17 protein-coding genes and 1 tRNA gene are annotated in these 23,892 nt (G+C 65.1%); 9 read left to right on the top strand and 9 right to left on the bottom strand.

The window, feature by feature from the left end; all coding sequences use genetic code 11:
* Window positions 1-90: 90 nt before the first annotated feature.
* Complete coding sequence (locus tag ATE70_RS18660; RefSeq protein ID WP_003046522.1) at window positions 91-687, top strand: cation transporter; 597 nt, start codon at window positions 91-93, stop codon at window positions 685-687.
* A gap of 195 nt (window positions 688-882) precedes the next feature.
* Here the strand turns inward: ATE70_RS18660 and ATE70_RS18655 are convergent.
* Window positions 883-957 (bottom strand) — tRNA-Gly (locus tag ATE70_RS18655).
* Between the two features lie 191 nt (window positions 958-1,148).
* Between ATE70_RS18655 and ATE70_RS18650 the strand changes: the two genes are divergently transcribed.
* Window positions 1,149-2,060: a tetratricopeptide repeat protein gene (locus tag ATE70_RS18650; protein WP_058539242.1), complete on the top strand. Its 912-nt coding sequence runs from the start codon at window positions 1,149-1,151 to the stop codon at window positions 2,058-2,060.
* A complete protein-coding gene (locus ATE70_RS18645) occupies window positions 2,060-2,710 on the top strand; it encodes an LON peptidase substrate-binding domain-containing protein (protein ID WP_058539241.1) in 651 nt (216 codons plus the stop codon). Before ATE70_RS18650 ends, ATE70_RS18645 begins: the two co-directional genes overlap by 1 nt.
* Before the next feature lie 4 nt (window positions 2,711-2,714).
* On the opposite strand, the gene ATE70_RS18640 is transcribed toward ATE70_RS18645, so the two are convergent.
* Both ATE70_RS18640 and ATE70_RS18635 read right to left on the bottom strand, forming a co-directional pair.
* Window positions 2,715-3,413, bottom strand: coding sequence for a sigma factor (locus ATE70_RS18640; protein WP_058539240.1), 699 nt, complete (start codon window positions 3,411-3,413; stop codon window positions 2,715-2,717).
* 96 nt (window positions 3,414-3,509) lie between these two features.
* Window positions 3,510-4,751 (bottom strand): FAD-dependent monooxygenase, encoded by a 1,242-nt coding sequence (locus tag ATE70_RS18635; RefSeq protein ID WP_058539239.1) that lies wholly within the window; start codon window positions 4,749-4,751, stop codon window positions 3,510-3,512.
* A 124-nt stretch (window positions 4,752-4,875) separates the two neighbouring features.
* Between ATE70_RS18635 and ATE70_RS18630 the strand changes: the two genes are divergently transcribed.
* The 4 genes from ATE70_RS18630 (at window position 4,876) to ribA (ending at window position 10,187) form a co-directional block, all read left to right on the top strand.
* Window positions 4,876-7,194 carry an FtsK/SpoIIIE family DNA translocase gene (locus ATE70_RS18630; RefSeq protein ID WP_058539238.1) on the top strand — a complete coding sequence of 773 codons (2,319 nt, stop codon included), beginning with the start codon at window positions 4,876-4,878 and terminating at the stop codon, window positions 7,192-7,194.
* Between the two features lie 125 nt (window positions 7,195-7,319).
* On the top strand, window positions 7,320-7,952 hold the full coding sequence (locus ATE70_RS18625; protein WP_058539259.1) for a LolA family protein: 633 nt from the start codon (window positions 7,320-7,322) through the stop codon (window positions 7,950-7,952).
* A gap of 388 nt (window positions 7,953-8,340) precedes the next feature.
* Complete coding sequence (locus ATE70_RS18620) at window positions 8,341-9,135, top strand: exodeoxyribonuclease III (protein WP_058539237.1); 795 nt, start codon at window positions 8,341-8,343, stop codon at window positions 9,133-9,135.
* A 5-nt stretch (window positions 9,136-9,140) separates the two neighbouring features.
* Window positions 9,141-10,187 carry a GTP cyclohydrolase II gene (gene ribA, locus ATE70_RS18615; RefSeq protein ID WP_058539258.1) on the top strand — a complete coding sequence of 349 codons (1,047 nt, stop codon included), beginning with the start codon at window positions 9,141-9,143 and terminating at the stop codon, window positions 10,185-10,187.
* Window positions 10,188-10,352: 165 nt separating this feature from the next.
* On the opposite strand, the gene ATE70_RS18610 is transcribed toward ribA, so the two are convergent.
* The 3 genes from ATE70_RS18610 to ATE70_RS18600 form a co-directional block, all read right to left on the bottom strand.
* Window positions 10,353-11,159: a LytR/AlgR family response regulator transcription factor gene (locus ATE70_RS18610; RefSeq protein ID WP_037517222.1), complete on the bottom strand. Its 807-nt coding sequence runs from the start codon at window positions 11,157-11,159 to the stop codon at window positions 10,353-10,355.
* Entirely contained in the window at window positions 11,156-12,280 is a 1,125-nt protein-coding gene (locus tag ATE70_RS18605) for a sensor histidine kinase (RefSeq protein ID WP_058539236.1), read from the bottom strand. The genes ATE70_RS18610 and ATE70_RS18605 overlap by 4 nt, the downstream gene beginning before the upstream one ends.
* 64 nt (window positions 12,281-12,344) lie before the next feature.
* The gene (locus ATE70_RS18600; protein ID WP_037517228.1) at window positions 12,345-12,866 is read right to left on the bottom strand and encodes a winged helix-turn-helix transcriptional regulator; all 522 of its coding nucleotides are present in this window, start codon (window positions 12,864-12,866) and stop codon (window positions 12,345-12,347) included.
* Window positions 12,867-12,991: 125 nt separating this feature from the next.
* Between ATE70_RS18600 and ATE70_RS18595 the strand changes: the two genes are divergently transcribed.
* Window positions 12,992-13,324, top strand: coding sequence for a CC_3452 family protein (locus ATE70_RS18595; protein WP_058539235.1), 333 nt, complete (start codon window positions 12,992-12,994; stop codon window positions 13,322-13,324).
* 192 nt (window positions 13,325-13,516) lie between these two features.
* Window positions 13,517-15,610, top strand: a complete 2,094-nt coding sequence (locus ATE70_RS18590) for a RelA/SpoT family protein (protein WP_058539257.1) — start codon at window positions 13,517-13,519, stop codon at window positions 15,608-15,610.
* A gap of 83 nt (window positions 15,611-15,693) precedes the next feature.
* Here ATE70_RS18590 and ATE70_RS18585 read toward each other — a convergent pair whose 3' ends face one another.
* The 3 genes from ATE70_RS18585 to ATE70_RS18575 are packed head-to-tail and all read right to left on the bottom strand — an operon-like array spanning window position 15,694 to window position 23,891.
* A complete protein-coding gene (locus ATE70_RS18585; RefSeq protein ID WP_443028779.1) occupies window positions 15,694-19,986 on the bottom strand; it encodes a hypothetical protein in 4,293 nt (1,430 codons plus the stop codon).
* Window positions 19,986-21,917 carry a hypothetical protein gene (locus ATE70_RS18580; RefSeq protein WP_231732709.1) on the bottom strand — a complete coding sequence of 644 codons (1,932 nt, stop codon included), beginning with the start codon at window positions 21,915-21,917 and terminating at the stop codon, window positions 19,986-19,988. The genes ATE70_RS18585 and ATE70_RS18580 overlap by 1 nt, the downstream gene beginning before the upstream one ends.
* A 3-nt stretch (window positions 21,918-21,920) precedes the next feature.
* Entirely contained in the window at window positions 21,921-23,891 is a 1,971-nt protein-coding gene (locus ATE70_RS18575) for a heme-binding protein (RefSeq protein WP_058539234.1), read from the bottom strand.
* Between the last annotated feature and the right edge of the window lies 1 nt (window position 23,892).

Here is a 23,892-nt window from a genome sequence, read left to right as displayed (position 1 = left end):
CCTGTCGGCGGCAACCGAGAGTGCTGACTGGGGCGGAACCCAAGCGGGTTCCGCCTCCTTTTAGGGATGGTGAGGATTGAGGAGCTTGCAATGAATGAAAAAGCATCCGGGAGCGAACGCGAAAAGCGAACGCTCCAGATCGTTCTCGTCCTGAACTCGGCTATCGCGATCGCCTTCCTCGTAACCGGCGGGCTCGGCGATTCGAGCGCGCTCATCGCCAATGGGCTCGACAATCTGTCCGACGCCGCGGTCTATGCCTTGAGCCTCGTTGCGCTCAGCCACGGCCTGAAATGGAAAACCCGTGCTGCCACGGCATCGGGTGTCATGCTGCTGGTCTTCGCGGCCGGCGTCCTGTTCGATGTAGGACGGCGCTATTTCGAAGGCAGCGAACCGATCGGTCCGACAATGATGATCATGTCGGCCGTCGCTGCGGTGGTGAACTATGCTTGTCTGAAGCTCTTGCAGCGCATTCAGGATCCGGACGTCAACCTCAGAGCCGCGACAACCTTCAGCTACAACGACTTCATCTCGAACGGCGGCATCCTGATCGCGGGTGTCCTCGTCTGGTGGCTCGGTACGAACTGGCCGGACCTTCTGGTTGGATTTGCGACTGCGCTGATCGCGATCAAGGGCGGCATCGAAATCCTTCGCGACGCCCGCCAAGAGGCCAAACAGCAGAAAGATTAGAGCATGTGAGGCGTGTCGGATCGGCGGAAGAATGTTCGGACCTCTGCGAACAACGTCGCCGATCCTGCCCTAGAGGCACCCGACAGCTCGCTCCCATCATATTACGTCCTTATTACGCGAGGCAAAAATCGAGCCCACGTAACGACGCGTATTACGCCGCCATTCGGCGTAAGTGTCTGAAATTGTTAGGAAAACTGGAGCGGGCGAAGGGATTCGAACCCTCGACCCCAACCTTGGCAAGGTTGTGCTCTACCCCTGAGCTACGCCCGCTCTGGCGGCTGGAAACCGGTCGGTTCCAGCGGGTGAGGCGGGCGATTAGCACCGGCTTTTTGACTCGGCAACCCCTGATTGTGCATTTTCTCCGAAGGGTTGGCATATCGCCCGCAAATCCCACATAAGCGGGGAAAGAGTCTTCCCGCCGGCGCAGAAGCGACGGCATATCAAAACAGGAGCATATCTGCGTGGCCACGCTCGGTCTGAATCCCACCGAAAAGGAAGCCGTCGAAGCCTTCCGCCGCGACGTCGTCGAACCCTCGATGACCAGCCTCGTCATCCTCGATTTCTGGGCCGAATGGTGCGGCCCGTGCAAGCAGCTCGGCCCCGTGCTCGAAAAAGTCGCCGCGGATTATGCCGACAAGGGCGTTGTGCTGGTCAAGGTCGACGTCGACGCGAATCGCTTTATCGCCGGCCAGTTCCAGGTCCAGTCGATCCCCACCGTCTATGCGATCTTTCAGGGTCAGCCGGTCGCGAACCTGACCAACGCGCGCACCGAAAGCCAGCTGAAGGCGATTCTCGACCAGTTGCTCGCGCAGCTCCCGATCGAGAGCGAGGCGACCGCCCGCGCGGTCGAGATCGCGCCGCTGATCGAAATGGGCGAAGGCGTGCTGGCCGAAGGCGACGGTCCGCGCGCCGCAAGCATCTTTGCGCAGATTCTCGACATGGCACCCGACAATGCCCCGGCGCATGGCGGGCTGATTCGTGCGCTTGTGCTCGCGGGCGATATCGAAGGCGCGCAGGCCGCGCTCGACATGGTGCCGGCCGAGATCGGCGAAGACCCCGCGATCGCGCAGGCGAAAAGCGCGCTCGCGCTGGCGGCCGACGCCCCCGATGCGGGCGAACTCGCCGCCTTCGAGGCCGCGGTCGCCGCGAATCCCGGTGACCATCAGGCGCGCTTCGACCTTGCGAGCGCCCAGATCGGTGCCGGCCAGCGCGATGCCGCCGCCGACAATCTGCTCCATATCGTCGCCGCCGACCGCGAATGGAACGAGGATGCCGCGCGCGCCAAGCTGCTCTCGCTATTCGAAGCCGTCGGCCTCGAGGATGCATGGGTGGCCGCGCAGCGCCGCCGCCTGTCGCTCATCCTGTTCGGCTGATGGGCGAAACCGCGCCTTTGACTATCCAGCGGATCGCGATCTTTCCGCTCACCGGCGCGGTGCTGTTTCCGGGGCTGCACCTGCCGCTGCATATCTTCGAGCCGCGCTATTCGGCGATGGTGCAGGAAGTGCTGGCGCGCGACCGGCAGATCGGGATGATCCAGCCGCGCCAGCTTCCCGGCGAAGAGGATCGCGAACCGCCGGCGCTCTATGACGTCGGCTGCGTCGGGCGCATCGTCGACGTCGAGGCGCTCGACGAGGGGCGTTTCAATCTCGTCCTTGAAGGCGTGGCGCGCTTTCGAGTGCGCCGCGAGCTCGACGTGACGACGCCGTTCCGGCAGGTCGAGGCCGAGATCGAGCTCGAAGCCGAGGACGACGCCGTGCTGGCGAGCATCGAACGCGCGAGCCTCGAGCGCGAGGCGAAACGCTTCGCGGCGCGGCAGGGCTATGTCGTCGACTGGGACTCGGTCGGCCAGCTCGACGACGCGACGCTCGTCAACGGTATCGCGCAAGTCGCGCCGTTCGATGCCGCCGCGAAACAGGCACTGCTCGAAGCGACGCCGATCGACGCGCGCGCCGAACTGGTCGTCCAGCTGATGCAATTTTTCGGCCGTTTCGACGGCGACGACGGCCGCGCCACGCTGCAATAGACGGTCAGTGTGGCTTGCCGACCGGCGCATGATGAATGATGTCGGCGAGCGCCCGACGTACGACATGCCGGTCGCTTTCGCGCAACCGTTCCGCCGCGTCGCTCACCATCAGATGGTGCCGAACGAGTTTCTTTTCGGCGGCAAGCCGGGTTGCCAGCCGGCTTTCATCGCCGCGCGATGCGCCCAGCCTGGCGCGGCGACGGCTCGCCCACTCCTCAACCAACCGGTCGGCCAAAAGCGCGGCAAGATTGTCCGCCGCGCCCTGCTCGGTCGCGTTTTCGGCCGCCGGATCAGTCAGCCACGCGTCGGCGCCCTCCTCCTGCAACGCGTCGAGCGATAGCGTCGCGGTGACATGCCGTCGCCCGGCGCAACGCTGGTCGCCGTGAAGCCGGTGCCGCAGCGCCTGCAGTTCGGCGCGGAATTGCCAGTTCACATAGGTGGTGAAACGCGCGCGCGCCGGATCATAATGTTCGGCGGCGCGATGGAGCGCGATCGCGCACACTTGCGCGGCATCCTCGGCGACATCGGTCAGCCCATAGCTGCGCGTGAAATAGCGGATACGCGGCGCGGCGAGCGCTGACAGCCGGGCGAAGCTGCGGTCGGCCAAAGCCCGCGTCCGCGCGCCCGGTGCCGCGTCGAGCGCGGTTCGCGCCTTAATATAGTCCGTCACCGCTGCTTCGAGCGCGTCGCTTTTTGCCGACATGGTCCGGTCCCCATCCTGTGCGCAGCGTGGTTGCCGCGCGCTCAGGGATAGGATGTCATGCTTAGTGGCGGGCTATCAGCGCCTAGGTAGTAATACCTAGACTTCGGCGCCCGCGAGCAGGCGCGGCAGGTCGCCCGCCTCGCCGCGCGCCTCGTCCATGAAGAACCGCTTGAGCATCGGCATCCGCTGTACCGCGCCGAGCCCGGTGCGTCGCACCGCAGCGGCGGTGCGACCCGGGATACCGAACAGCCGCGTCAGCCCGTCGGTCGCGAGGCTGACCATCATATTGTCGAGCCCGCGCCAGCGCTGATAGCGCGCGAGCAGCGCCGCATCGCCGAGGTCGAGCCCGAGTCGCGCCCCCTCGACGAGCACTTCGGTGAGCGCCGCGACGTCGCGGAGACCAAGGTTCAGCCCCTGCCCCGCGATCGGGTGGATGCCGTGCGCGGCATCGCCGACGAGCGCGATGCGGTCGGCGACGATCGACGCACTGTGATGAAAGCCGAGCGGATAGGTCATGCGCGGCGCGACGAGCTCCATCGCGCCGAGCACCCCGCCCGCGCGCTTCTGCAATTCGGCGACGAAGCCGCGCTCGCCGAGCTTGGCGAAACCGGGACCGTCCTTTTCGGCGACCGTCCATACGAAGGCCGAACGGTGGCGTCCCTGCGCGTCGTCGACGAGCGGCAGCAGCGCGAACGGACCTGAGGGATAGAAGATTTCGTGCGCGACCTGGCCGTGCGGCCGTTCGTGCGCGACCGCGCCGATCATCGCGTGATGATGGTACGACCAGTTCGCGATGCTGAACCCCGCGGCATCGCGCGTCGGCGAGCGGCGCCCTTCGGCGACGATCAGCAGCGGCGCCGCGAGCTTTGTGCCGTCGGCGAGCGTCAGCGTGACGCCATGGACGTCGATCGCGCGCGACACGACCGCGGCGGGCATCAGCAGGCGAACGAGCGGTGCGTCGGCGAGCGCCGCGGCGAGCGCGAGGCGGAGCTGGCGATTCTCGACCATCGTGCCGAGCGGCGGGTCGCCGTCGGCGGTGACGAAGTCGAGTTCGCCGCCGCGGCCGCTGTCGGGCGCGCCGTCGCCCACCTTGATGGCGCGGATCGGGCAGCCATGACCGGCAAGGCGCTCCGCAATCCCCAGCACTTCGAACATCTGCCATGTCGCGCTGGCAATCGCCGAGGCGCGGCCGTCGAACCCCGGCGCGATCGTCGTCACCGGGTCGGCGGGATCGACGATCTGGACCGACAGGCCATGGTGGGCAAGGGCGAGGGCGAGCGCCTGGCCGACAAGGCCGCCACCCGAAATCAGGACATCGCTGCGCAGCGTTTCACTCATGCCGTTGCCCTAGCGTGCGGCAGGGCGGTTGGAAAGGCTGTGGGCGAGCGCTGGGCCGCGCTTGACGCCGAGTCCGCCCCATGCGCATATCGCCGTGGTTAACTGACAGGGACCGGAAAAGAGCATGGCTAGCCGCAAGGCCGCACCCGCAAAGGCCGATTGGCGCACGGTTTTCCGCCAAAGCATCGCGCGATCGCTGGTGATCGCCGCAGCGGTGGCGCTCGGCCTGTTCACGCTCTTCCTGACCCTCGCGCTCGTCACCTATGACAGCACCGACGCGGCGCTGAACACCGCCGCCCACGGCACCGCCGCCAACTGGATGGGCGCTGCGGGCGCCTGGTTCGCCGACCTTGGCCTGTCAATCGGCGGCGCGCCGATCGTCCTGCTGCTGCCGCTGCTTGGCATCATCGCGTGGCGGTTGTGGACGGGCGAGGCGCAGCCCTATTGGCCGCGCCAGCTTGCCTATAGCTTTATCGGCATCCTGCTCGTCGGGCTGGGCGCCGAACTATGGTCGCCGGCGACGAACGCGCCGATGCCCGCCGGCTGGGGCGGGATCATCGCGCTGCTGATCGGCGGCGCGGTCGCGCCGTTATTCGCGCAGGCGGGCGAACCCGCCGCGGCGCTGATCCGCTTTGCGACGATCCTGCTGCTTGTCGGGCTTGGCCTGTGGCTCGCGTGGCGCGCGTTGCGGCTCGAAAAGGGCTGGGCGTCGCGCTTCAGGCTGCCCGCCGCCGAGGGCAGCAACCGCGTCATCGAACCCGCGCGGATGCCAAGCGACGAGGTGAAGGCGCCGAGCCTGATCGAGGATCGTGTCGTGCGGCCGCGCGCGGTCGCCGAGCCGAGCGACCGCGCGCCGCCCGAAATCGCCGACCCGGCGCAGCGAACCGCGCCGTCGAAACCCAAGCCGAAACCGCAGACCGAACTGTTCACCAATTACCAGCTGCCGTCGATCGACCTGCTCGCCCCGCCGCCGCCGGGGCCGACCGGGCAGATCGACAAGGCGGGGCTCGAACGCAACGCGCGCCTGCTCGAATCGGTGCTCGAGGATTTTCAGGTCAAGGGCGTCGTCACCGCGGTCCGCCCCGGCCCCGTCGTCACGATGTACGAACTTGAGCCCGCGCCGGGCACGAAGGCGAGCCGCGTGTCGAACCTCGCCGACGATATCGCGCGCAACATGTCGGCGCTGTCGGCGCGCATCGCGCCGATCCCCGGCCGTACCGTGATCGGCATCGAGCTGCCCAACGCGCACCGCGAATCGGTGGTGCTGCACGAAATCATCGGCAGCGCGCTGTTTCAGGACCAGACCGGCGCGCTGCCGATCATCCTGGGCAAGAATATCAGCGGCGACGCGATGATCGCCGACCTCGCCCCGATGCCGCACCTGCTGATCGCGGGTACGACGGGATCGGGCAAGTCGGTCGGTCTCAACGCGATGATCCTGTCGCTTCTCTATCGCCTCGGTCCCGACCAGGTGAAGATGATCATGATCGATCCCAAGATGCTGGAACTCAGCGTCTATGACGATATTCCGCACCTGCTCGCCCCCGTCGTGACCGAGCCCAAGAAGGCAATCCGCGCCTTGAAATGGGCGGTCGAGCAGATGGAGGACCGTTACCGGATGATGTCGTCGCTGTCGGTGCGCAACTTGGCGTCGTACAACGACAAGGTCCGCGGTGCGCTCGCCAAGGGCAAGTCCTTGGGGCGCCGCGTCCAGACCGGCTACGATCCCGACACCGGGCAGCCGATCTATGAGGAAGAGACGCTCGATTATGCGCCGCTGCCGCAGATCGTCGTCGTCGTCGACGAACTCGCCGATTTGATGATGACCGCGGGCAAGGAGGTCGAGTTCCTGATCCAGCGCCTCGCGCAGAAGGCACGCGCCGCGGGCATCCACCTGATCCTCGCGACGCAGCGCCCGTCGGTGGACGTCATCACCGGCGTGATCAAGGCGAACCTGCCGACGCGCATCAGCTTCAACGTGACGTCGAAGATCGACAGCCGCACGATCCTCGGCGAAGCCGGCGCCGAACAGCTGCTCGGCAAAGGCGACATGCTCTATGTCCCCGGCGGCAAGCAGATTACGCGCATCCACGGGCCGTTCGTGTCCGACGACGAAGTCCGCGCAGTCGCCGATCACTGGAAAGGCCAGGGCCGCCCCGACTATATCGAGAGCGTCACCGAAGATCCCGAGGACGGCGGTTTCGCTATGGAGGGCGCCCCCGCGGGCGGCGACAGCGCCGAAGACCGCATGTACGCAAAGGCGTGCCAGATCGTCGTCGAAAGCCAGAAGGCGTCGACAAGCTGGCTGCAGCGCCAATTGCGCATCGGGTACAACAGCGCGGCGCGCCTGATCGAGCGGATGGAGGAGGAAGGGCTGGTCAGTCCGCCCAACCATGTCGGCCGCCGCGACGTGCTCACCGACCAGTACGGCCAGCAAAGATGAGGAACCATTGACGGCCTCACGACTTGAACAGCGTCTAACGAGAGGTTCAGCGCGGGTTCAATGCCCGCCTGCGATGACCGGCCACCATGTTTGAAAATGAGAGCCAGATGACCCTGAAGACGAATATGACCCGCGTTGCTGCCTGGACGCTCGCGCCACTGGCCGCCGCCGGCCTCGCCATTGGCGCGCCCGCAATCGCCCAATCGGCGAGCGCGCTGTCGTCGGTGCAGTCGCATCTCAAGTCGACAAGCTCGATGACCGCCGATTTCGTGCAGACCGATCGCAACGGCCAACGGCTGAGCGGCAAGCTGACCTTGAAACGGCCCGGCAAGATTCGCTTCCAGTATCAGAAAGACGTGCCGTTGCTGATCGTCGGCGACGGCAGTTCGCTGACGATGATCGACTATGAGGTGAAGCAGGTGCAGCGCTGGCCGGTGAAGAATTCGCCGCTCGGCGCGCTGCTCGATCCCGACCGCGATCTCACCAAATATGCCAAGGTCCTGCCCACCGGCAGCGGCGACGTGCTGAGCGTCGAGGTCAAGGATCCCAAGCGCCCCGAATATGGTACGATTACCATGGTATTCGTCCGCGACGGCTCGGCGCCCGCGGGGCTCCGCCTTCGCGGCTGGGTCGCGCTCGATTCGCAGAACAACCGGACGCGGATCGACCTCACCAACCAGAAATTCAACGTCGCGGTCGCCGATTCGGCGTTCAAATGGACCGATCCGCGTCCCAAGCAGCGCGGCCGCGCGGGCTGACACACCCGCTCTTTTGACGACCTCTTCAGGCGGCGCCGGAGCCCCGAATGGATTCGGCGCCGTTTTCCGGACCAACCGTCGCCCTGCATCGACGAACTGCAAAAACGGCGCGAAGGCGTTCATTTTCGTTCAGCTTGGCGACAGGGAAGACCGGCTATTCCATCTCTCGAAGGCGCCACCACGGCCCCCGGATTTGGGTTTCCCCCTGTTGCCCCACCCGGACTGCCAGGCACCTTCATTCAAGAGCGTGACGAACGCTGACCTTGAACCCCCGTTCCACCGCCCCTGGGACGGGGGTTTAATTTGTCCGGTGCTCGCGCACCGCAGGCCGGGCAAGATTTCTCCGCGTGCCGTTGCACGCCCGCGCTCGCGCCGATAGAGCCACCGCATGACTCGTACCAGCATCGCTTCGTGGAACATCAACAGCGTCCGCGCCCGCATCGGCATCGTCGAAAAATTCCTTCGCGAAGAAGCGCCTGACGTCCTCTGCTTGCAGGAGACGAAGGTCGAATGCACGCTGTTCCCGCCCGACATGTTCAAGCGGTTGGGCTATGAGCATATCGTCACCCACGGCCAGCGCATGCACCACGGCGTCGCGATCGTCAGCAAGCTGCCGCTGACCGACGTACGCAAATATGACTGGCAAGCGAATGGCGAGGCGCGCCATGTCGGTGTCACGCTGCCGTCGGGCGTGCGGCTCGACAATGTCTATATTCCCGCGGGCGGCGACATTCCCGACCGCACCCTCAATCCGAAATTCGGGCAGAAACTCGATTTCTTCGGCCGCATGACCGAATGGTCGAGCGCCCTTGTCGATGCGCCGACGGTGCTGACCGGCGATTTCAATGTCGCACCGCTCGAAAGCGATGTGTGGAACCACAAGGCGCTGCTCGATGTCGTCAGCCACACCCCGATCGAGGTCGAAACGCTCGCACGGCTGCAGGCGGCATCGAACTGGGTCGACCTCGGGCGCCACTTCATCCCGGCGCCGGAGCGTCTCTACACCTGGTGGAGCTACCGCGCGAAGGATTGGGAAGCGTCTAACCGCGGCCGCCGCCTCGACCATATGTGGGTGACCCCCGACCTGATGCCCAAGGCGGTGTCGCACCGCATCGTCCAGCCCGCGCGCAGCTGGGAACGCCCGTCGGACCATATCCCGCTGATCACCGAGTTCGATTTTTGAGCCATATCGGCGCCCGACGGGCGGCACGCGCCATCGACGCGCTGCGGCGCGGCTGGCCGTTTCGTGTGCAGGGCACCGACGGGGCGCTCGATCTGCTCGCGGTCGAAAGCGCCCGCGATGATGCGCTTGCAGAGTTTGGAAGCCACGACGTGTTGCTCTCGGGCGAACGCGCGGTCACGCTCAAGCTCACCAATCAGCGCGTCGCCGCAACGCCGGGTCCGGTCCGGCTGGCGAACGCCGCCGATACCGTCACGGCCGCCCTCGCCATCGCCGATCCGGCGCTCGATCTGGCGAACCCGCTCAAGGGGCCCTTTCGTACCATCCCGACCAGCGGCGAAGCGGCCGCGACCGCCGCCATGACGATGGCGCGGCACGCCGGCCTGCTCCCCGCTTTCTTCGTGCGCGAAGCTACGGGAGAAGCCGAAACCATGTGCAGCGTCGACGATGTTGCAGCGCTGCTCGATCCCACGCGCCTCCAGGTCGCGGCACGCGCGCGCCTTCCCGTCGAAGCCAGCGAAAGCGCCGAGATCGTCGCTTTCCGTTCTCCCGAAGAGGCGTCGGATCATGTCGCGCTCGTCATCGGCAAGCGCGACGGCAATCCGCCCGTCGTTCGCCTCCACAGCGAATGCCTGACCGGCGACGTCCTCGGCAGCCTCAAATGCGATTGCGGGCCGCAGCTCCATGCCGCGCTCCATGCGATGGCAGACGCGCCGTGGGGCGTGCTGCTTTACCTCAGGCAGGAAGGCCGCGGCATCGGCCTCGTCAACAAGCTGCGCGCCTATGCGCTGCAGGATCAGGGCTATGACACGGTCGACGCCAATCTGCGGCTCGGCTTCCCGGTCGAGGCGCGCGATTTCGCGATTGCCGGGCGGATGCTCAAATTGCTCAATATCCCGCGCATCCGGCTGATGACGAACAATCCGGAAAAGGTCGCGCGGCTCGATAAGGAGGGCGTCGAGGTGGTCGAGCGCTTGCCCCTGGCGTTGCCGACGAACAAATATAACGAGCAATATCTCGCGACGAAACGCGACCGCACCGGGCACCAGCTTTAAAAACGGCATCCAATATTGAGCCGTCGCCCCCGCGAAGGCGGGGGCCGCTATCGGCGTAGCATTAGGCTGCCAGCGGCCAGTTAAGGGTTGGACATGCCCCGCATGTCCAAGGGTTGTCCGGGGGACAACCCGACCCTTCACTCCTTCGCGGGGGCGACGGTTTGTTTAGTGCACGAACCGCGCGACGACGTCGCGATAGCTGCGGCTGACCTTCACCTGCGCACCCGAACCGAGCACGAGGAAGCATTCGCCATTGGTGTGCGGCTTGACCTGCTTGACCTGCGACAGATTCACGATCGTCGAGCGATGCACGCGCTGGAAATTGCGCGGGTCGAGCCGCTTTTCCAGATCCTTCATCGTTTCGCGCAGGATCAGGCTGTTGTCGGCGGTGTAGATGCACATATAGTCGCCCGCGGCGTCGATGCGTTCGATGCTGTCGACGTCGACGCGGAAGATCTGGCCGCGATCCTTGATGTTGATCATCTTTTCATAGCGATCGGCGGCGTGCGTATCGGGGGCAACCTCGGCGTCATAATCCTCGACCGCTTCGGGCGCGACCTCGGCGAGCACGGTCTTGAGGCGCTCGACTTCGGCGACGCCGCGCTTTTCGGCGAGCCGCTGGCGGACGCGGTCGAGCGCATCGGCGAGCCGTTCAGGCTCGACCGGCTTGACGAGATAATCGACCGCCTGCGCCTCGAACGCGCGGATCGCGTGATCCGAATAGGCGGTGACGAACACCACGAGCGGCGGTTCGACCTCCATCAACCCCTGGATCACCGAAAAGCCGTCGAAACCCGGCATCTGGATGTCGAGGAAAACCAGGTCGGGCTTGTGGGTCTTGATCTTTCTGATGGCTTCGCGGCCATTTTGCGCGGTGTCGACGATTTCGACGTCCGTGTGCGGTTCGAGCCGCAGTTGCAGGCCTTGGGTGGCCAATTTTTCATCATCCACCAGGATGGTTCTGATCGTCATGTTCTTTCGGTTCCAATCGTCATTTGCCCATCGGGCTGGAACGGAAACTCGATAACCACCGTGAAGCCGCCCTCAGCGCCCACATGGACGTCGAACCGGTGCTGGTCGCCAAAAGCCTGCGCCAGCCGGTCCCTGATATTGGCTAAACCCACACCGGTCGATTCCGTTGCAATGCCTGTGGTGGGGTCCGTGCGCTCGGCTGACAATCCCGCGCCGGTGTCGGACACGGTAATCCGAACATTTTGACCGGCCAACTGTGCGGACAGCGTGATATCGGCGCCATCCTCCTGCGGCGTCACCGCATATTTGATCGCGTTTTCGATGAGCGGCTGGAGCAGAAGCGAGGGCAATCGGGCCCGCGCGACCGCCGGATCGATCGCGAAATGCGGGCGCAGCCGGTCCTCGAAGCGCATTTTTTCGATTTCGAGGTAGAGTTTCAGCGTCTCGATCTCCTGCGCCAGCGTCACTTGCGCGGTCGGCTCGTTCGCGAGCGTGTAGCGCAGGAACGCCGACAGGCGCGACAGCATCGCGTTGGCGGGCTCGGCCTGTTTCAGCAGCACGAGGGTCGAAATGCTGTTCAGCGTGTTGAACAGGAAGTGCGGGTTGAGCTGGTAACGGAGCATCGCGAGCTGCGCCGACGCCGCCTGCGCCTCGAGGCGGATGACGCGGTCATTCTGCTCCTCGAGCTGGAGGAAATAGTTGATCGCGAAATAGAGCGCCGACCAGGCCGCGAGCGATGTCGCGTCGATATACATCGCGCCGAGGAGCAGGCTGGTGAAGCCCGCGTCGCTCGCCGGATTCTGGATCTGCGCGACCCACGCGTCGATAAAGGCCCAGAGCGCGGTCGCGATCCCCGCAAGCCCGAAACTGACGCCCCACATCAAGAGCGGACGGCGGTTGATCAGCGCGCGGTAACAGGCCGACAGGATCAGCGTCAGCGAAAAGCCGGTGATCGCCGAAATCGTCTGGGGAATGAGGAAGGTGAAGGCCTGGCCATTGGCAAGCCCCGACACCCCGCGCAGGCCGAGCCATGCGGCCCAGCCCAATATCTGCAGGTTCCAGAAGGCCCGAACCTTGTTGTCGAAGAAAGGGCCCGGCGAGGACAGTCGGAAAAGCGGCATGGGAGTCTGTGCGATAGCGATGGTCAGTCGCCGCGCGGGCGATATCGGAAACCGGCGCGGCCGATCATTCGGCGGCTACCGGCGCCAGTCCGCCGTCGCTGCGCACGCGGGCCTGACCAAGCGGCTGCAGTTCCGCGCGATGCTTCCACAGCAATTCCTTGTACCCGATCACCCGGCCGTCGTGCGCGGTGAGCGTGACGGGGCCGATCGGTTGTTCGTCGCGCGCATCGACCAGCACCGGGGTCGACGGCACGCCCGCGCCCCATTTCTCACCCCATTGGCGCAGCGCAATCATCGCGGGGAGCAGTTCGATGCCCTTTTCGGTCAGTTGATACTGAACCTTGCGCCGGTCCTCGGCCATCACTTCGCGCGCCATGATCCCATGGTCGACCAGCCGCGACAGCCGGTTCGACAGGATGTTGCGCGCGATGTTCAGTTCCTGTTGGAACTCCTCGAAATGATGGACGCCGTTGAAGGCCGCGCGAAGGATCATAAACGACCATCGCTCGCCCATCGCTTCCAGCGCCAGCGGCAGGGCGCAATTGCCCCCGTCCATATCGTTCAGCAGTTCGCGTAATTTTCCCATGACCCAAGCCCTAACGTAAAATCGGCATATCCGTCAAAAAAATATAGGGCCTCCGTTGCATTTCGCAACTCAAAGTCTAGGTAGCGCTTCGCAACCTTTTGGTTGCGCAAAAACAGGAGGTCCCGATGCCCATATTCACGCTTTCTCCCCGCACCCATAACTTCGCGATTGCAGGCGCCGCGCTGTTCGGCGGGCTCGCATTCGCGTCGGCCGCGACCGCCGCGGGCGGCACCTATTATCACGCCGAGCTCGCCAGCCCGGCTACCCAGACGCGCTTCGTCGCGCGCGATGTGGTCTGGGCGTGCAAGGACGCCAGCTGCATCGCCGGCCAGGGAACGAGCCGCCCGCTGATCATGTGCTCGGCGCTCGCGAAGGCTGTCGGTCCCGTGACGAGCTTCACCGCAGGCGGCAAGGCGCTCGACGCCAACGACCTCGCACGCTGCAACGCCGTGAAATAATCCGCCCCGCGGGCCATATCGAAAACCGCTGCACTTCTCCTTTCGCGGATGGAGTGCGGCGGTTTTTCTTGCGCGTCCCGCCCTCGGCGAACGATGCTTCCAACCGCCTTTATCAAAGTTGCGGAACGCCGGTGGTTCGGCGCAAGCAAATTTCGCATTGCAATTGCCTCTACATCAACGACATTGAACGCGATGCTGAGGCAATATGAACTTGTCGAGCGCGTGCGCGCTTATGATCCCGACGTCGACGAGGCGCTGCTGAACCGCGCCTATGTGTTTACCGTGCAAAAGCACGGCAGCCAGAAGCGCGCGTCGGGCGACCCCTATTTCAGCCATCCGGTCGAGGTTGCGGGGATTTTGACCGACCTCCATCTCGACGCCGAGACGATCGTCACCGCGCTGCTCCACGACACGCTCGAAGATACGCTGACGACCCCTGAAGAGATCGAACGCCTGTTCGGCAGCGACGTCGGCCGGCTCGTCGACGGCGTCACCAAGCTCAGCAAGATCGAGGCGCAGACCGAAAACGAGCGCGCCGCCGAAAATCTGCGCAAATTCCTGCTCGCCATGTCGGACGATATCCGCGTGCTGCTGGTCAAGCTTGCCGACCGGCTGCACAATATGCGGACGCTGCATTTCATCAAGAATCCCGAGAAGCGTCGCCGCATCGCCAAGGAGACGATGGATATCTATGCCCCGCTCGCCGAGCGGATCGGGATGTACGAATATATGCGCGAGATGCAGCTGCTCGCGTTCAGCGAGCTCGAGCCCGAAGCCTATGCGACGATCACCGGCCGCCTCGCCAAGCTGACCGCGGGCGGCAAGGACAAGGTCACGGCGATCAGCCGCGAGTTCAAGGAGCTGCTCGCCAAGAACGGCATCGAGGCCGATGTGTCGGGGCGCGAGAAGCACCCCTATTCGATCTGGCGCAAGATGCAGGAGCGGCACGTCAGCTTCGAGCAGGTCACCGACATCATCGCGTTCCGCATCATCACCCCGACCGATGCCGATTGCTACGCCGCGCTCGGTCTTCTCCACCGCAAGTGGAAAATGGTGCCCGGCCGATTCAAGGATTATATCTCGACGCCGAAGCGCAACGGCTACAAGTCGCTGCACACGACGATCATGCACCAGCAGAATATGCGGATCGAAATCCAGCTTCGCAGCCTCGGCATGCACCAGCAGTCCGAATTCGGCTTCGCCGCGCATTGGGCGTATAAACAGGGCGGCACCGCCCCCGACGGTCAGGCGGGGTGGATCCGCGACCTGATCGAAATCCTCGAACAGACGCACGACCCCGAAGAGTTCCTCGAAAACACGCGCATCGCGATGTATCAGGACCGCATCTTCGCCTTCACCCCGAAGGGCAGTTTACACCAGTTGCCGAAGGGCGCGACCCCGGTCGATTTCGCTTACGCCGTTCACACCGGGCTCGGCGACCGCACCGTCGGCGCCAAGGTCAACGGCAGGCTGGTGCCGCTCCGCACCCAGCTGAGCAACGGCGACACGGTCGAAATCCTCTCCTCCGACAAGCAGACGCCGCAACCCGCGTGGCTGGGCTTTGCGGTCACCGGCAAGGCGCGCGCGGCGATCCGCCGCCATGTGCGGTCAAAGGAAAAGGTCGAACTCGCGGCGCTCGGCCGCAAGATGTATGACGAAATCGCGCTCCGCCTGCCGAACAAGGTCGGCGACAAGGCGCGGATCGCGGCGCGCGAGCGGCTGAAGCTCGACGACGACACCGCGCTCTATGTCGCGATCGCCAAGCAGCGGATCACCGACAATGCGCTGCTCGAGGCGCTCGTTCCGGGCATCACCGCCGAGATGAAGACCAAGCCGGGCAAGCTGGTGCAGGGCGCGGCGGTATCGATCGCCGGGCTGACGCCGGGCGTCGCCTATCAGCTTGCCGATTGCTGCCACCCCGTTCCGGGCGACCGCATCGTTGGCCTGTCACGGCCCGGCGAGGGGATCGAGGTGCATGTCATCGACTGCCCCCGCCTTGCCGACGGGATCGATGCCGACTGGATCGACCTCAGGTGGCAGGAAGACAGCGAGGGCGGCAATGCGCGGCTGTGCATCGTCATTTTGAACGAGCCCGGCACGCTCGCCGAAATGTCGGGCATCCTCGCCGCCAATATGGCGAACATCACCAATTTGCGCCTGTCGAACCGCGAGGGTGGTTTCCACACCTATGACGTCGTCGTCGAGGTGCGAGACGTTCAGCATGTAATGCGCATCCTGTCGGCGTTGCGCGCGTCGGACACGGTGGTTCAGGCCGAGCGGCAATAACCGTCATCCCAGCGAAAGCTGGGATCGCTGGCAGCATTTTTCGGAACGATGGCGGTCCCAGCTGTCGCTGGGACGACGATTCATCAGTTCGCGTAGAGCAAAGGCGGCCGCCAGGCATTCTGGTCGACCTCGTCGCTGACCTTGTAGACCACGCCCTTGCTGTTCAGGAACAGCTTCTCCATTTCGGGCCGCGTGAACGGCCGCGATCCGACGCGCCCGAAAACCGCCATCTGGCCGCCCGTCTCGTCGACCGCGCGGTCGCGGTCGAGGCCCTTCGACAGCGCGAGCGCGGGCGACGGCGTCTTTGCCCACGCGATCAGCTCGGGGGTCGGTTTGGGCGAGAAGCCGTAAAGGCCCGGGTTGTCGGGGCTGGTTAGCTGCAGCACCTTGATCCCGTTCCGCCCGTCGGCGACATAACCGAACAGCGACGCATTGGTCGATGCGACGATCACATCCTCGGCATCATTGAGCGCGCCGCCAAAGGTCAGCCCCGGCCAGACGATCGGCGCCGCGGGGCGCGTCACATCGACGATCACCAGCCCGTCCGCCTTCGCCGCGACATACATGTACGTCCGCGCCAGATAGATCTTCCGCGCGTTGGCGAGCCGCACCGTGCCCGCGGGCACCGCCACCGGCTGCGCGAGATTGGTGACGTCGAACAGCTTCACGCCTTCGACATCGGTGACCCAGAGGTAACGGAACTGCACCGCGCTCGCACGCGCGTCGGTCAGCGGCAGCTGCGCCGTGACCTTGGGCTGGAGCGGCGTCGACAGGTCGAGCACGACGAGGCCCGCGTCGGTGGTGATGTAGGCCATGCTGCCCGCGAGCGTCACATGCCGCGCCCCCGCCAGCACGTTGCCCTCGTTCCACGTCAGCGCGCGCTTGAACTTGTTGTTGCGGAATTCACCGTCGGCCAATGTGTCGATGTCGACGAGCACCAGCCCTTCGACGCTGTCGGTGATCACCGCGTAACGGTAGATGTCGTGCATCACCTGTTCGTGGTTCTCGGGGAAATTCTTCACGATATTCTCGTTGCGCGACACGCTGATCGGCTGCGTCGTCGCGATCGCCATGCACGTCGCATTTTTCGTCTTCACATGCGTGTCGTGCCCGAGCGCCGAGAAGGGCGCGCGGATGATGCGTTCGGAGAAGCCCTTATTGCCGATCGACGCGACGTCATAGACGCGGAAGCCGCCCTTGCCTTCGGCGACGAACATATATTCGCCGCGCTGCTGCAGGCAGTTCACGCGCCCGCTCGTGCCCTGGACGATATTGGCGAATTCCTCGAGCGCGTGCGTTTCGCCCGAGCCCTTCTCGTCGAAAGTCTTGCCACGCACCCAATTTTTGAGCTCGCGGCCATTCTGTTCGACGTGGAGCTTCCAATAGTCGGGATAGGCATATTTCTGAAGATAGCTGCCGATCACCGCTTGCGGTTCGTCCCATTCGGTGACGCGCGTCGCCTGGAAGCTGTTTTCCTGACCCGACCAGACGTTCAGCCCGACGAAATTGACGAAATTGGTGCCGAGCAGATTGAGCTGCGCCATGATTGCATTGTTATCGTCGGCTGCCGACAGGTGGCAGTCGCTGCACTGCTTGGTTTCAGACCGGCGCACCGTATGCGGAAAATGCGGCGCAAAGGCCTGGCTCGAATAGCCCGCCGACGAGATCGGCGGCTGCTGCACATAGATGCGCTCGCGGTTGATGTTCGTCGACGACAGCACGAGCGCCGAGGTCGAGCGCACCGGCGTGATGATGCCGCGCGCCTCGCCGTTCGGGCCGGGTTCGCCGGGCTTGGTCAGCTGGTGCCGGCCGAGCTGGAACATCTCGTCGCGCGCCACCTGCGGGTTGTACGTCGCGAAGTTCCGCGTCTCCTCACCCTCGAAATGGTGCATCTTGGTCTTCCAGTTCGCCTCGATCGGCAAATGGCACCCCCCGCAACTCGTCGTCCACGACAGGTGACAGGTGAAACAGGTCATCTTGTCGTCGCCGTGCGCGCGGTCTTCCTTCGCGACCCCCGGCCCCCATTCGAACTTGCCGTCCTCCGATCCCGCGCGGGCCATCAGCTTCGCGCGCGCCGCCTTGGCGTTGAAATGCGGCCCCGGAGTCACCGCCTGCTTGACGAGGCTGACCTGCCATTCGAGCTTCGGATCGACGATCGAACGCTGGATCAGCCCGATCACTTCGGCATCGTCATTATACTGGAATTCGAAGCGGCGACGCCCGTCGGGATTGCGCAGCAGCGCGAGATTATTGCCCTGCGGCCGCGCGGCGACGTTCGAGGTCAAGAGGTTCGGGAAAGCATCGGCGGTGCCGTGGCAATCCTTGCAGCTGATCTCGACCGCATTCGCGACCTCGCCCTGGATATAGCCGTTGCCGTGGCTGTCCTGCGCAAAGTGGCAGTCGGCGCATTGCATGCCCTTTTCGGCGTGGATGTCCATCATATGGACCGCCTTGCCGGGATTGATCCCGGGCGGCACGAACTTGCCCTCTACCCCCGGCCGGCCCGGATCGGCGCTCGACAGGCAGATGTCGCGCTCCTTGGGATCGGTGTAATGGCTGCAGCTCTTGCGCCATTTCTCGGGATCCTTGGGATCGATGATGTTCGCGGCGTCGGTGCCATAGGTCGCCATATTGCCGTCGGCGGTCAGCAGATTGCCATTGCGGTCGCGCTTGAAGATGCCGCGGAAGTTCCAGCCATGACCGTGATAGTCGGCGAACTGGGTATCCTTGTTGCTGTCGTTGACGTCATAGACGTCGCGCAAAAACTCGACGTCCGCCCACAGCCCGCGCGTCGCCGCGGCCTCGGGATTGCGTTCGAGCACCGCATGCGCCTCGGCGGCGGTCGGATAGCGCTGCTGCTTGTATTTCTTCTGATATTCTTCGTCGCTCATCCCCGGCGGGCGCGGCGCGGTGTTCTCCGGCCCCGGCCACATCTGCGGCGCGTCCGATTCATAATCCCACATCGTGTAGCCGAGGTAAGAGTTCAGGAAGATGTTCGGCTGGTGCATGTGGCACGACATGCACTGTGATGTCGGGATCGCGCGGGTGAAGGTGTGGCTGATCGGATGCCCCGACTCCCGCCGCGGTTGCTGCTCGGGGCGTGCCGGAACGTCGGGATCGGCGGGATCGACCAGCGCGCCATGACCGCCGCCGGCCTGATGGCCGTCGCCCGCGCCATGCGCATCGCCGCCGTGCCCGCCTTCGGGCTTCCATTTCTTCTCCGCAATCGTCGGATCGACCGTCGCCGTCTCGCCGTCGCGGCCGAATTTGGCATAGGTCAGGCTGTGCCGCGGCTCGCGGTCGTTGGCGTAGACGACGTGACAGCCCGAACAGCCCGAATGGCGATAGTCGCCGGGCTGGTCGTTCGTCCCCATGAACCATGACAGCGGGTCGTTGAGGCGCGTCTTGTGGATGTTGAGCACGGGGATCGAGACGCGCAGGCCCGTCCCGGGGCCGCGATTCGACTGCTTGAGGTCGGGGCGGCCCGGTTCCTCAAGCCGCTGGATGCTGCCCGTCGGGTTGGGCAGGCCGATTTCGGGGAATTGCGTGTTGATGTTGCGCCCGCCGCGTTCGAACACGCGGAACACGTCGCCCGGCGGCAGCACGCTCCAGCGCGGCAGCGGGTACATTTTCGCCAGCGCGCCGCGCTTCTTCTCGTCGTCGGTCAATATCTTGTCGAAGCCGAAGCTCGGCTTGCACGCTTCCTTATACTCCTCGGCGGTGAGCCGCGACGAGGGTGACAGGATGCATGCGGGCTCGCCCTTGCGCGTATAGGCCTCGCCGAAAATGTAGTTTTTATAGGGGACGATGCCGTTGTTATATGCCGCGCCGCCCCACAGCATCGCGCCGGTCGACATCATCGACCGCTCGGTCGCCTCGATCACCTCGAGATGACACGAACCGCACGCTTCGCGCGCGACGCGATAGTCGCTGGGGTTCACGAAGCGGATGAATTCAGGCGATTCCTTGTTGAGCAACGTATAGCTGCGCTGCGGGTTCGCCGAACTGTCGTGCCACGCGCCGGGCAGCGTCGGCTGCGGGTGCGCGAGCGCCATCACCGCCTTGTTCGTCGGATGCTGGTAGCCAAGGCTAGGCGTGCCGCGCTGGCTTGCGTCGCCGCCGTGGCAATCGGTGCAGCCGAGCCGCACCGCCGGAGTCGCATGCATCGACGGCTGGTCGGTGCGCGTGTGGCAGCTGTAGCAGCCTTCGGATTTCTGGACGACCTCGGCTTCGCTCTGCTCGCGCGGCGCGGGCGGGGTGAAGCGATATTCGATCTTGAGCGGCTTTTCCTCTTCCGCCGCCCGAACGACGCTCGCGCCGAAGGCAGCGCACATCGTCACGAACGCGAGCAGGGCGAAAAGTTTGCGCGCCAGCATCAGAAACTCACGATCACATTGGCGAGGATCGACACATAGGCGTCGTTCTTCTGCTTGTTGTCGAACAGATCCTTGAACCCCTTGCCCGGCAGCAGCACCGCGGCGCTCAGGCGCCCGACGATATTCTGCGTCGCCTTCGGCCGCCAGATGGTCGCGACCGACAGGTCGAAACCGATATCCTTGGGGATCGATCCTTCGGTGCGCAGCGCCTGCAGGCTCGACGTATTTTCGAACCACAGATGGTTGAAATTGGTGCTCACGCGAAATTCGGGGGTCAGGTCGAAATCGGCGCCCGCGCCGACGAAGACCGTGCCCGGATTGTTGAAGTTCGACTGCCCCTCTTCCTTCGACGAGCGCAGCGAATTCAGGATTCCGTTGCGACCGCTGATCGCGATGACGCGCCCGCCGCCGGCAAAGGGGATCGTCTGGCGAATCCAGTAGCTGGTGTCGGCGCCGCCGAAGATCGGATTCTCGAAGATCGCGTCGAACCCGCCCTCGGTCTTGTTATACGGATCGCCGTCACCGGTCGCGTAGAGTCCCGACAGGCGGAAGCGCATCCAGTCGTGATCGTAGCTGAGTTCGACCGCGCCGAAACCCGCCCGGATTTCGGCGGGCTTGCTCGTGAAGAAGCTGTTCCGGTCCTCGCCGAGCGCGGCGTAGAAGCTCGCGGTGACGTTGATACGGCCGACGCGGCCGTCGGCGCTGTATCCCAGATAGACGACGTCATATTCGCGCCCGCGCAGGTCGCCGAGCAGCGCCGGGCGCACCGGGAAACCGTTGTGGTCGATCTGCACGTCATTCTTTTCGCGGTTCATATTGTACGTCACGCTGGCCTGGCTGGTCAGCCCGACGAACGGGAAATCCTGGCGATAGAGATTGCCCGTGAAAATGAAATCGCTGCGCGGCGTCTGGGTGATGTCGTTGAGGCCGCTGTTCGTGTCCTTTTCGAGGCGCCAGAAGGCCGCGAGATTATATTGGAAGCGGTTGTTGTCGCGGTTGCCGAACAGGCGGATGCCAAGCTGGCTGTCGTTGAACAGGAAACCGCGAAAATCGCTCTGGAACGGCTGGATGCCGAGGCGGATCGAATAGAAATCATATCGGTCGGACGTGTTGCCGAGATGCTTGTCGACGAACAGCTCCTGGACGCCGAGGAAGCTGTCGTAGCGGTGGCTCGCCTTCGACGGGCGCACGTCGAGCACGCGCCGTTCGGGCACGTCGACATAATTGGCCTGGTAGGCCAGCGTGACGCGATATTCGATGTCGGGTGGCTTGAACGCGGTCGAGCCCTTGATCAGCGCCGCGCCGGCGATGAAGGTCTGCGCGAAGACGAAGCTGCGATCCTTGCCGAACACGTCGAGGCTGCCCGGCCGCTCAGTCGTCTGGACGCCGACGGGTATGGGGAAGGTGCGCGGTTCGAACACGGTGTCGGACACCGCATTGGCGACAAAGAACCAGTCGTCGCCCTTGATCGGCAGCCATTTGACCTTGCTGCGGTCGATCGCGCGGTCGCCCTTGTAGGTGTTCTGGTTATAGGGGTCGAACCAGCGCTCCTTGACCACGCCAAGCGTTTCGATGAGGCGCCAGCGGTCCGGAACGGGCAGCTGGTCCTCCATCCCCGGAAAGGCTTGCGGCGGCGGCGGGCGCAGCGCGCCGACATTGTCCTGGCTCAGGGCGTCGGGAAGGTCGGGGCGATAGCCGGGGCGGCGGCGGCCCTCGATGATCTGCGTCACCGGGTCGTCCTTGATCACCTCCTGCCAGTCGACGGGCGGCGGCGGCGGAATCAGCTCTTCGGCGGGCTGCTCTGCGGGCGTCGCGTCACCCGCGACCGGCGGACCTTCGGGCGCGGGCGGCGGCGGCGTGACATCGGCCCCCGGCGCGCCCTGCGCCGCGAGTGTCGCGATGATCGGCCAAAGGCTGCCCCCCGTCATCATCGCCTACAGCCCGTTGCAGACATTCTGGTTCGCCGTATCAAGGAAAGGTGCGAACGGGCAGCTGATGTAACGCAGGCGAACCCCGGCGCCGACATTTACGACGACGGTGTCCGCACGGATCGCGGCCGGCGCATTGCCGATGCCGCCGACGCGCGCGCCGCCATTATGCGCACCGAGGAAGCTGATCATGTCGTCTTGATCGATGCCGTCGCCCGACACACCGATCGCGCCGACCAGTTGGTTGCCGCGATAGATGGGGACCGATCCGGGGAAGATCTGAATGCCGTTCTGCAGCCGGTTCTGCCCCGCGGCAACGTCGGGCAAGGTCGTGCAGCGCGGCGGAGTATCGGTCGGACTGGCGCCCGAAACGAAGCCGAGATGTGCGCCGAGATTGCCGATGATCAGCGCCGATTGCAGCCCGGTCGAGAAGGGGTTGAACTGTGCGATCGGGCGCGACAGCGGCCCTTGCGGACGGCCGACCTCGCCATCGGGGAAATAGGGGCGCGACAGATTGCCGTTCGCGCGGTCGGAAAAGGCGATCGTACCGGTGAGCGCGGCCGGATTGTTCAGGAAGGTTCGTGTCGCGGGGACGAACTGGCGCACGTCGGCGCTGGCGTCGGCGCCGAGTTCGCCTCCCGCCTGCGCGCCCGAGAAGAAGGCTGCGGTCCGCGCCTTTTGCAACGACACATCGGTGCCGAAGATCGGCGCGTCGGGCGAGCGCACGATGCCGAGCACCGACCCGTGCGTGTCGACGATGCTGATCGTCACCTGCGCGCGGCTGTCGAGCGGGCGGCGGATCTGCGCGCGCGCGCGGCTCATCACGGTGAAGGCTTCTTCGAGCACCGCACGCGCCTCGGCCTGCGTCAGCGGCGCGCTGTTCGTGGCGCCATCGGTCCCCGCGCGCAGCGGATAGCGGTTGGTGCCGCTGCCGTTGGTGAGGACGAACGCATCGCGATTCGAGAATTCGGCCGGCGTCGAGGCGCGGATGCCCGAGGCCTCGCTGCCATAAGCGATCCCCGCGGTCACCGCGGCATTGGCATAGCCGATCACCGCGACAAGATTGCCCGCGGTGCCGTTGAGGCTCGCAAAGCTCGCGCTGCCGCTCGACATCACCCCGGCGAAGGTCGCGTCCGAAAAGCGCAGGCTCGTCCCGTCGACCGTGATCTTGTCGGCGGTGATCGCCCCCGGCGCTTCGAACCCGCGCGTTCCCGCGAGCGCAATGAACTCCTCGGAGTCGTTGTCGATGTCGAGGATGTTCGGATCGCTGCCGTAGACGCCGTCGCCCATTACCCCGATGCCGCCAACGAGCACGCCATTCTTGTAGAGCGGCAGTCCGCCGGGGTCGGCGGCGAGGCCCAGCGGCGAGCGTTTCGGCCCGATCAGCGCCGCCGCGCCCGGCGCGCCGAAACGCGCCGACAGGTCGCTGCATGGCAGCTGGCTGAACTGGACGCCGAACAAGGGACCGCTTTCGAGCCCCACCGTGGTCGGCGCGGGCGGGAAATGTTCCTGGACGATCTGGCTCGCGGTGCGCGTCGAGAAAGCGTTGCCGCCGCTCGAGAGATAGGCGCCGGTTACCGCCTTGGCGATCGCGCCGCCCTCGGCCGGGAAAGTAACATTCTGCGCGTCGATATTCACGCCGTTCGGAGCGGGCGCGGTCGTCGCGGTCGCGCGTGCGCCGGTCATGCGGAACACGCCGAGCACGTTACCCACACGGTCGGTCACCGCGATCACCGATGGCAGGCTACGCGCCTGCGCTTCCGATATCGCCTGGGCGAGCACGCGCTCGACGTCCGCCGTGGTCAGCGCTTCGGCGGCGGGCGGCGTATACACCGTAGTCGGCGTTGGAGTGGGGGTCGGCGTGGGTGTCGGGGTCGGCGTACTGCCACCGCCTCCACCACCGCCGCACGAGGTGAGCAGCAACGCGCCCATCGCAGCGAAGGCGGCCGAACGGAAAAGGTGGGTCTTGCTTCGCATG

It is taken from the genome of Sphingopyxis sp. H053, assembly GCF_001468225.1.
Lineage (GTDB): Bacteria > Pseudomonadota > Alphaproteobacteria > Sphingomonadales > Sphingomonadaceae > Sphingopyxis.
The sequence above is the reverse complement of the archived record's forward strand: the minus strand, read 5'-3'. Positions and strand labels throughout refer to the sequence as shown.

Coding starts and splice junctions, on each gene's coding strand:
- ATE70_RS18625 (WP_058539259.1), top strand. CDS start 7,320: ATGACCCGCGTTGCTGCCTGGACGCTCGCGCCACTGGCCGCCGCCGGC.
- ATE70_RS18575 (WP_058539234.1), bottom strand. CDS start 23,891: ATGCGAAGCAAGACCCACCTTTTCCGTTCGGCCGCCTTCGCTGCGATG.
- ATE70_RS18580 (WP_231732709.1), bottom strand. CDS start 21,917: ATGATGACGGGGGGCAGCCTTTGGCCGATCATCGCGACACTCGCGGCG.
- ATE70_RS18595 (WP_058539235.1), top strand. CDS start 12,992: ATGCCCATATTCACGCTTTCTCCCCGCACCCATAACTTCGCGATTGCA.
- ATE70_RS18600 (WP_037517228.1), bottom strand. CDS start 12,866: ATGGGAAAATTACGCGAACTGCTGAACGATATGGACGGGGGCAATTGC.
- ATE70_RS18585 (WP_443028779.1), bottom strand. CDS start 19,986: ATGCTGGCGCGCAAACTTTTCGCCCTGCTCGCGTTCGTGACGATGTGC.
- ATE70_RS18590 (WP_058539257.1), top strand. CDS start 13,517: ATGCTGAGGCAATATGAACTTGTCGAGCGCGTGCGCGCTTATGATCCC.
- ATE70_RS18645 (WP_058539241.1), top strand. CDS start 2,060: ATGGGCGAAACCGCGCCTTTGACTATCCAGCGGATCGCGATCTTTCCG.
- ATE70_RS18635 (WP_058539239.1), bottom strand. CDS start 4,751: ATGAGTGAAACGCTGCGCAGCGATGTCCTGATTTCGGGTGGCGGCCTT.
- ATE70_RS18610 (WP_037517222.1), bottom strand. CDS start 11,159: ATGACGATCAGAACCATCCTGGTGGATGATGAAAAATTGGCCACCCAA.
- ATE70_RS18660 (WP_003046522.1), top strand. CDS start 91: ATGAATGAAAAAGCATCCGGGAGCGAACGCGAAAAGCGAACGCTCCAG.
- ATE70_RS18605 (WP_058539236.1), bottom strand. CDS start 12,280: ATGCCGCTTTTCCGACTGTCCTCGCCGGGCCCTTTCTTCGACAACAAG.
- ATE70_RS18630 (WP_058539238.1), top strand. CDS start 4,876: ATGGCTAGCCGCAAGGCCGCACCCGCAAAGGCCGATTGGCGCACGGTT.
- ATE70_RS18620 (WP_058539237.1), top strand. CDS start 8,341: ATGACTCGTACCAGCATCGCTTCGTGGAACATCAACAGCGTCCGCGCC.
- ATE70_RS18640 (WP_058539240.1), bottom strand. CDS start 3,413: ATGTCGGCAAAAAGCGACGCGCTCGAAGCAGCGGTGACGGACTATATT.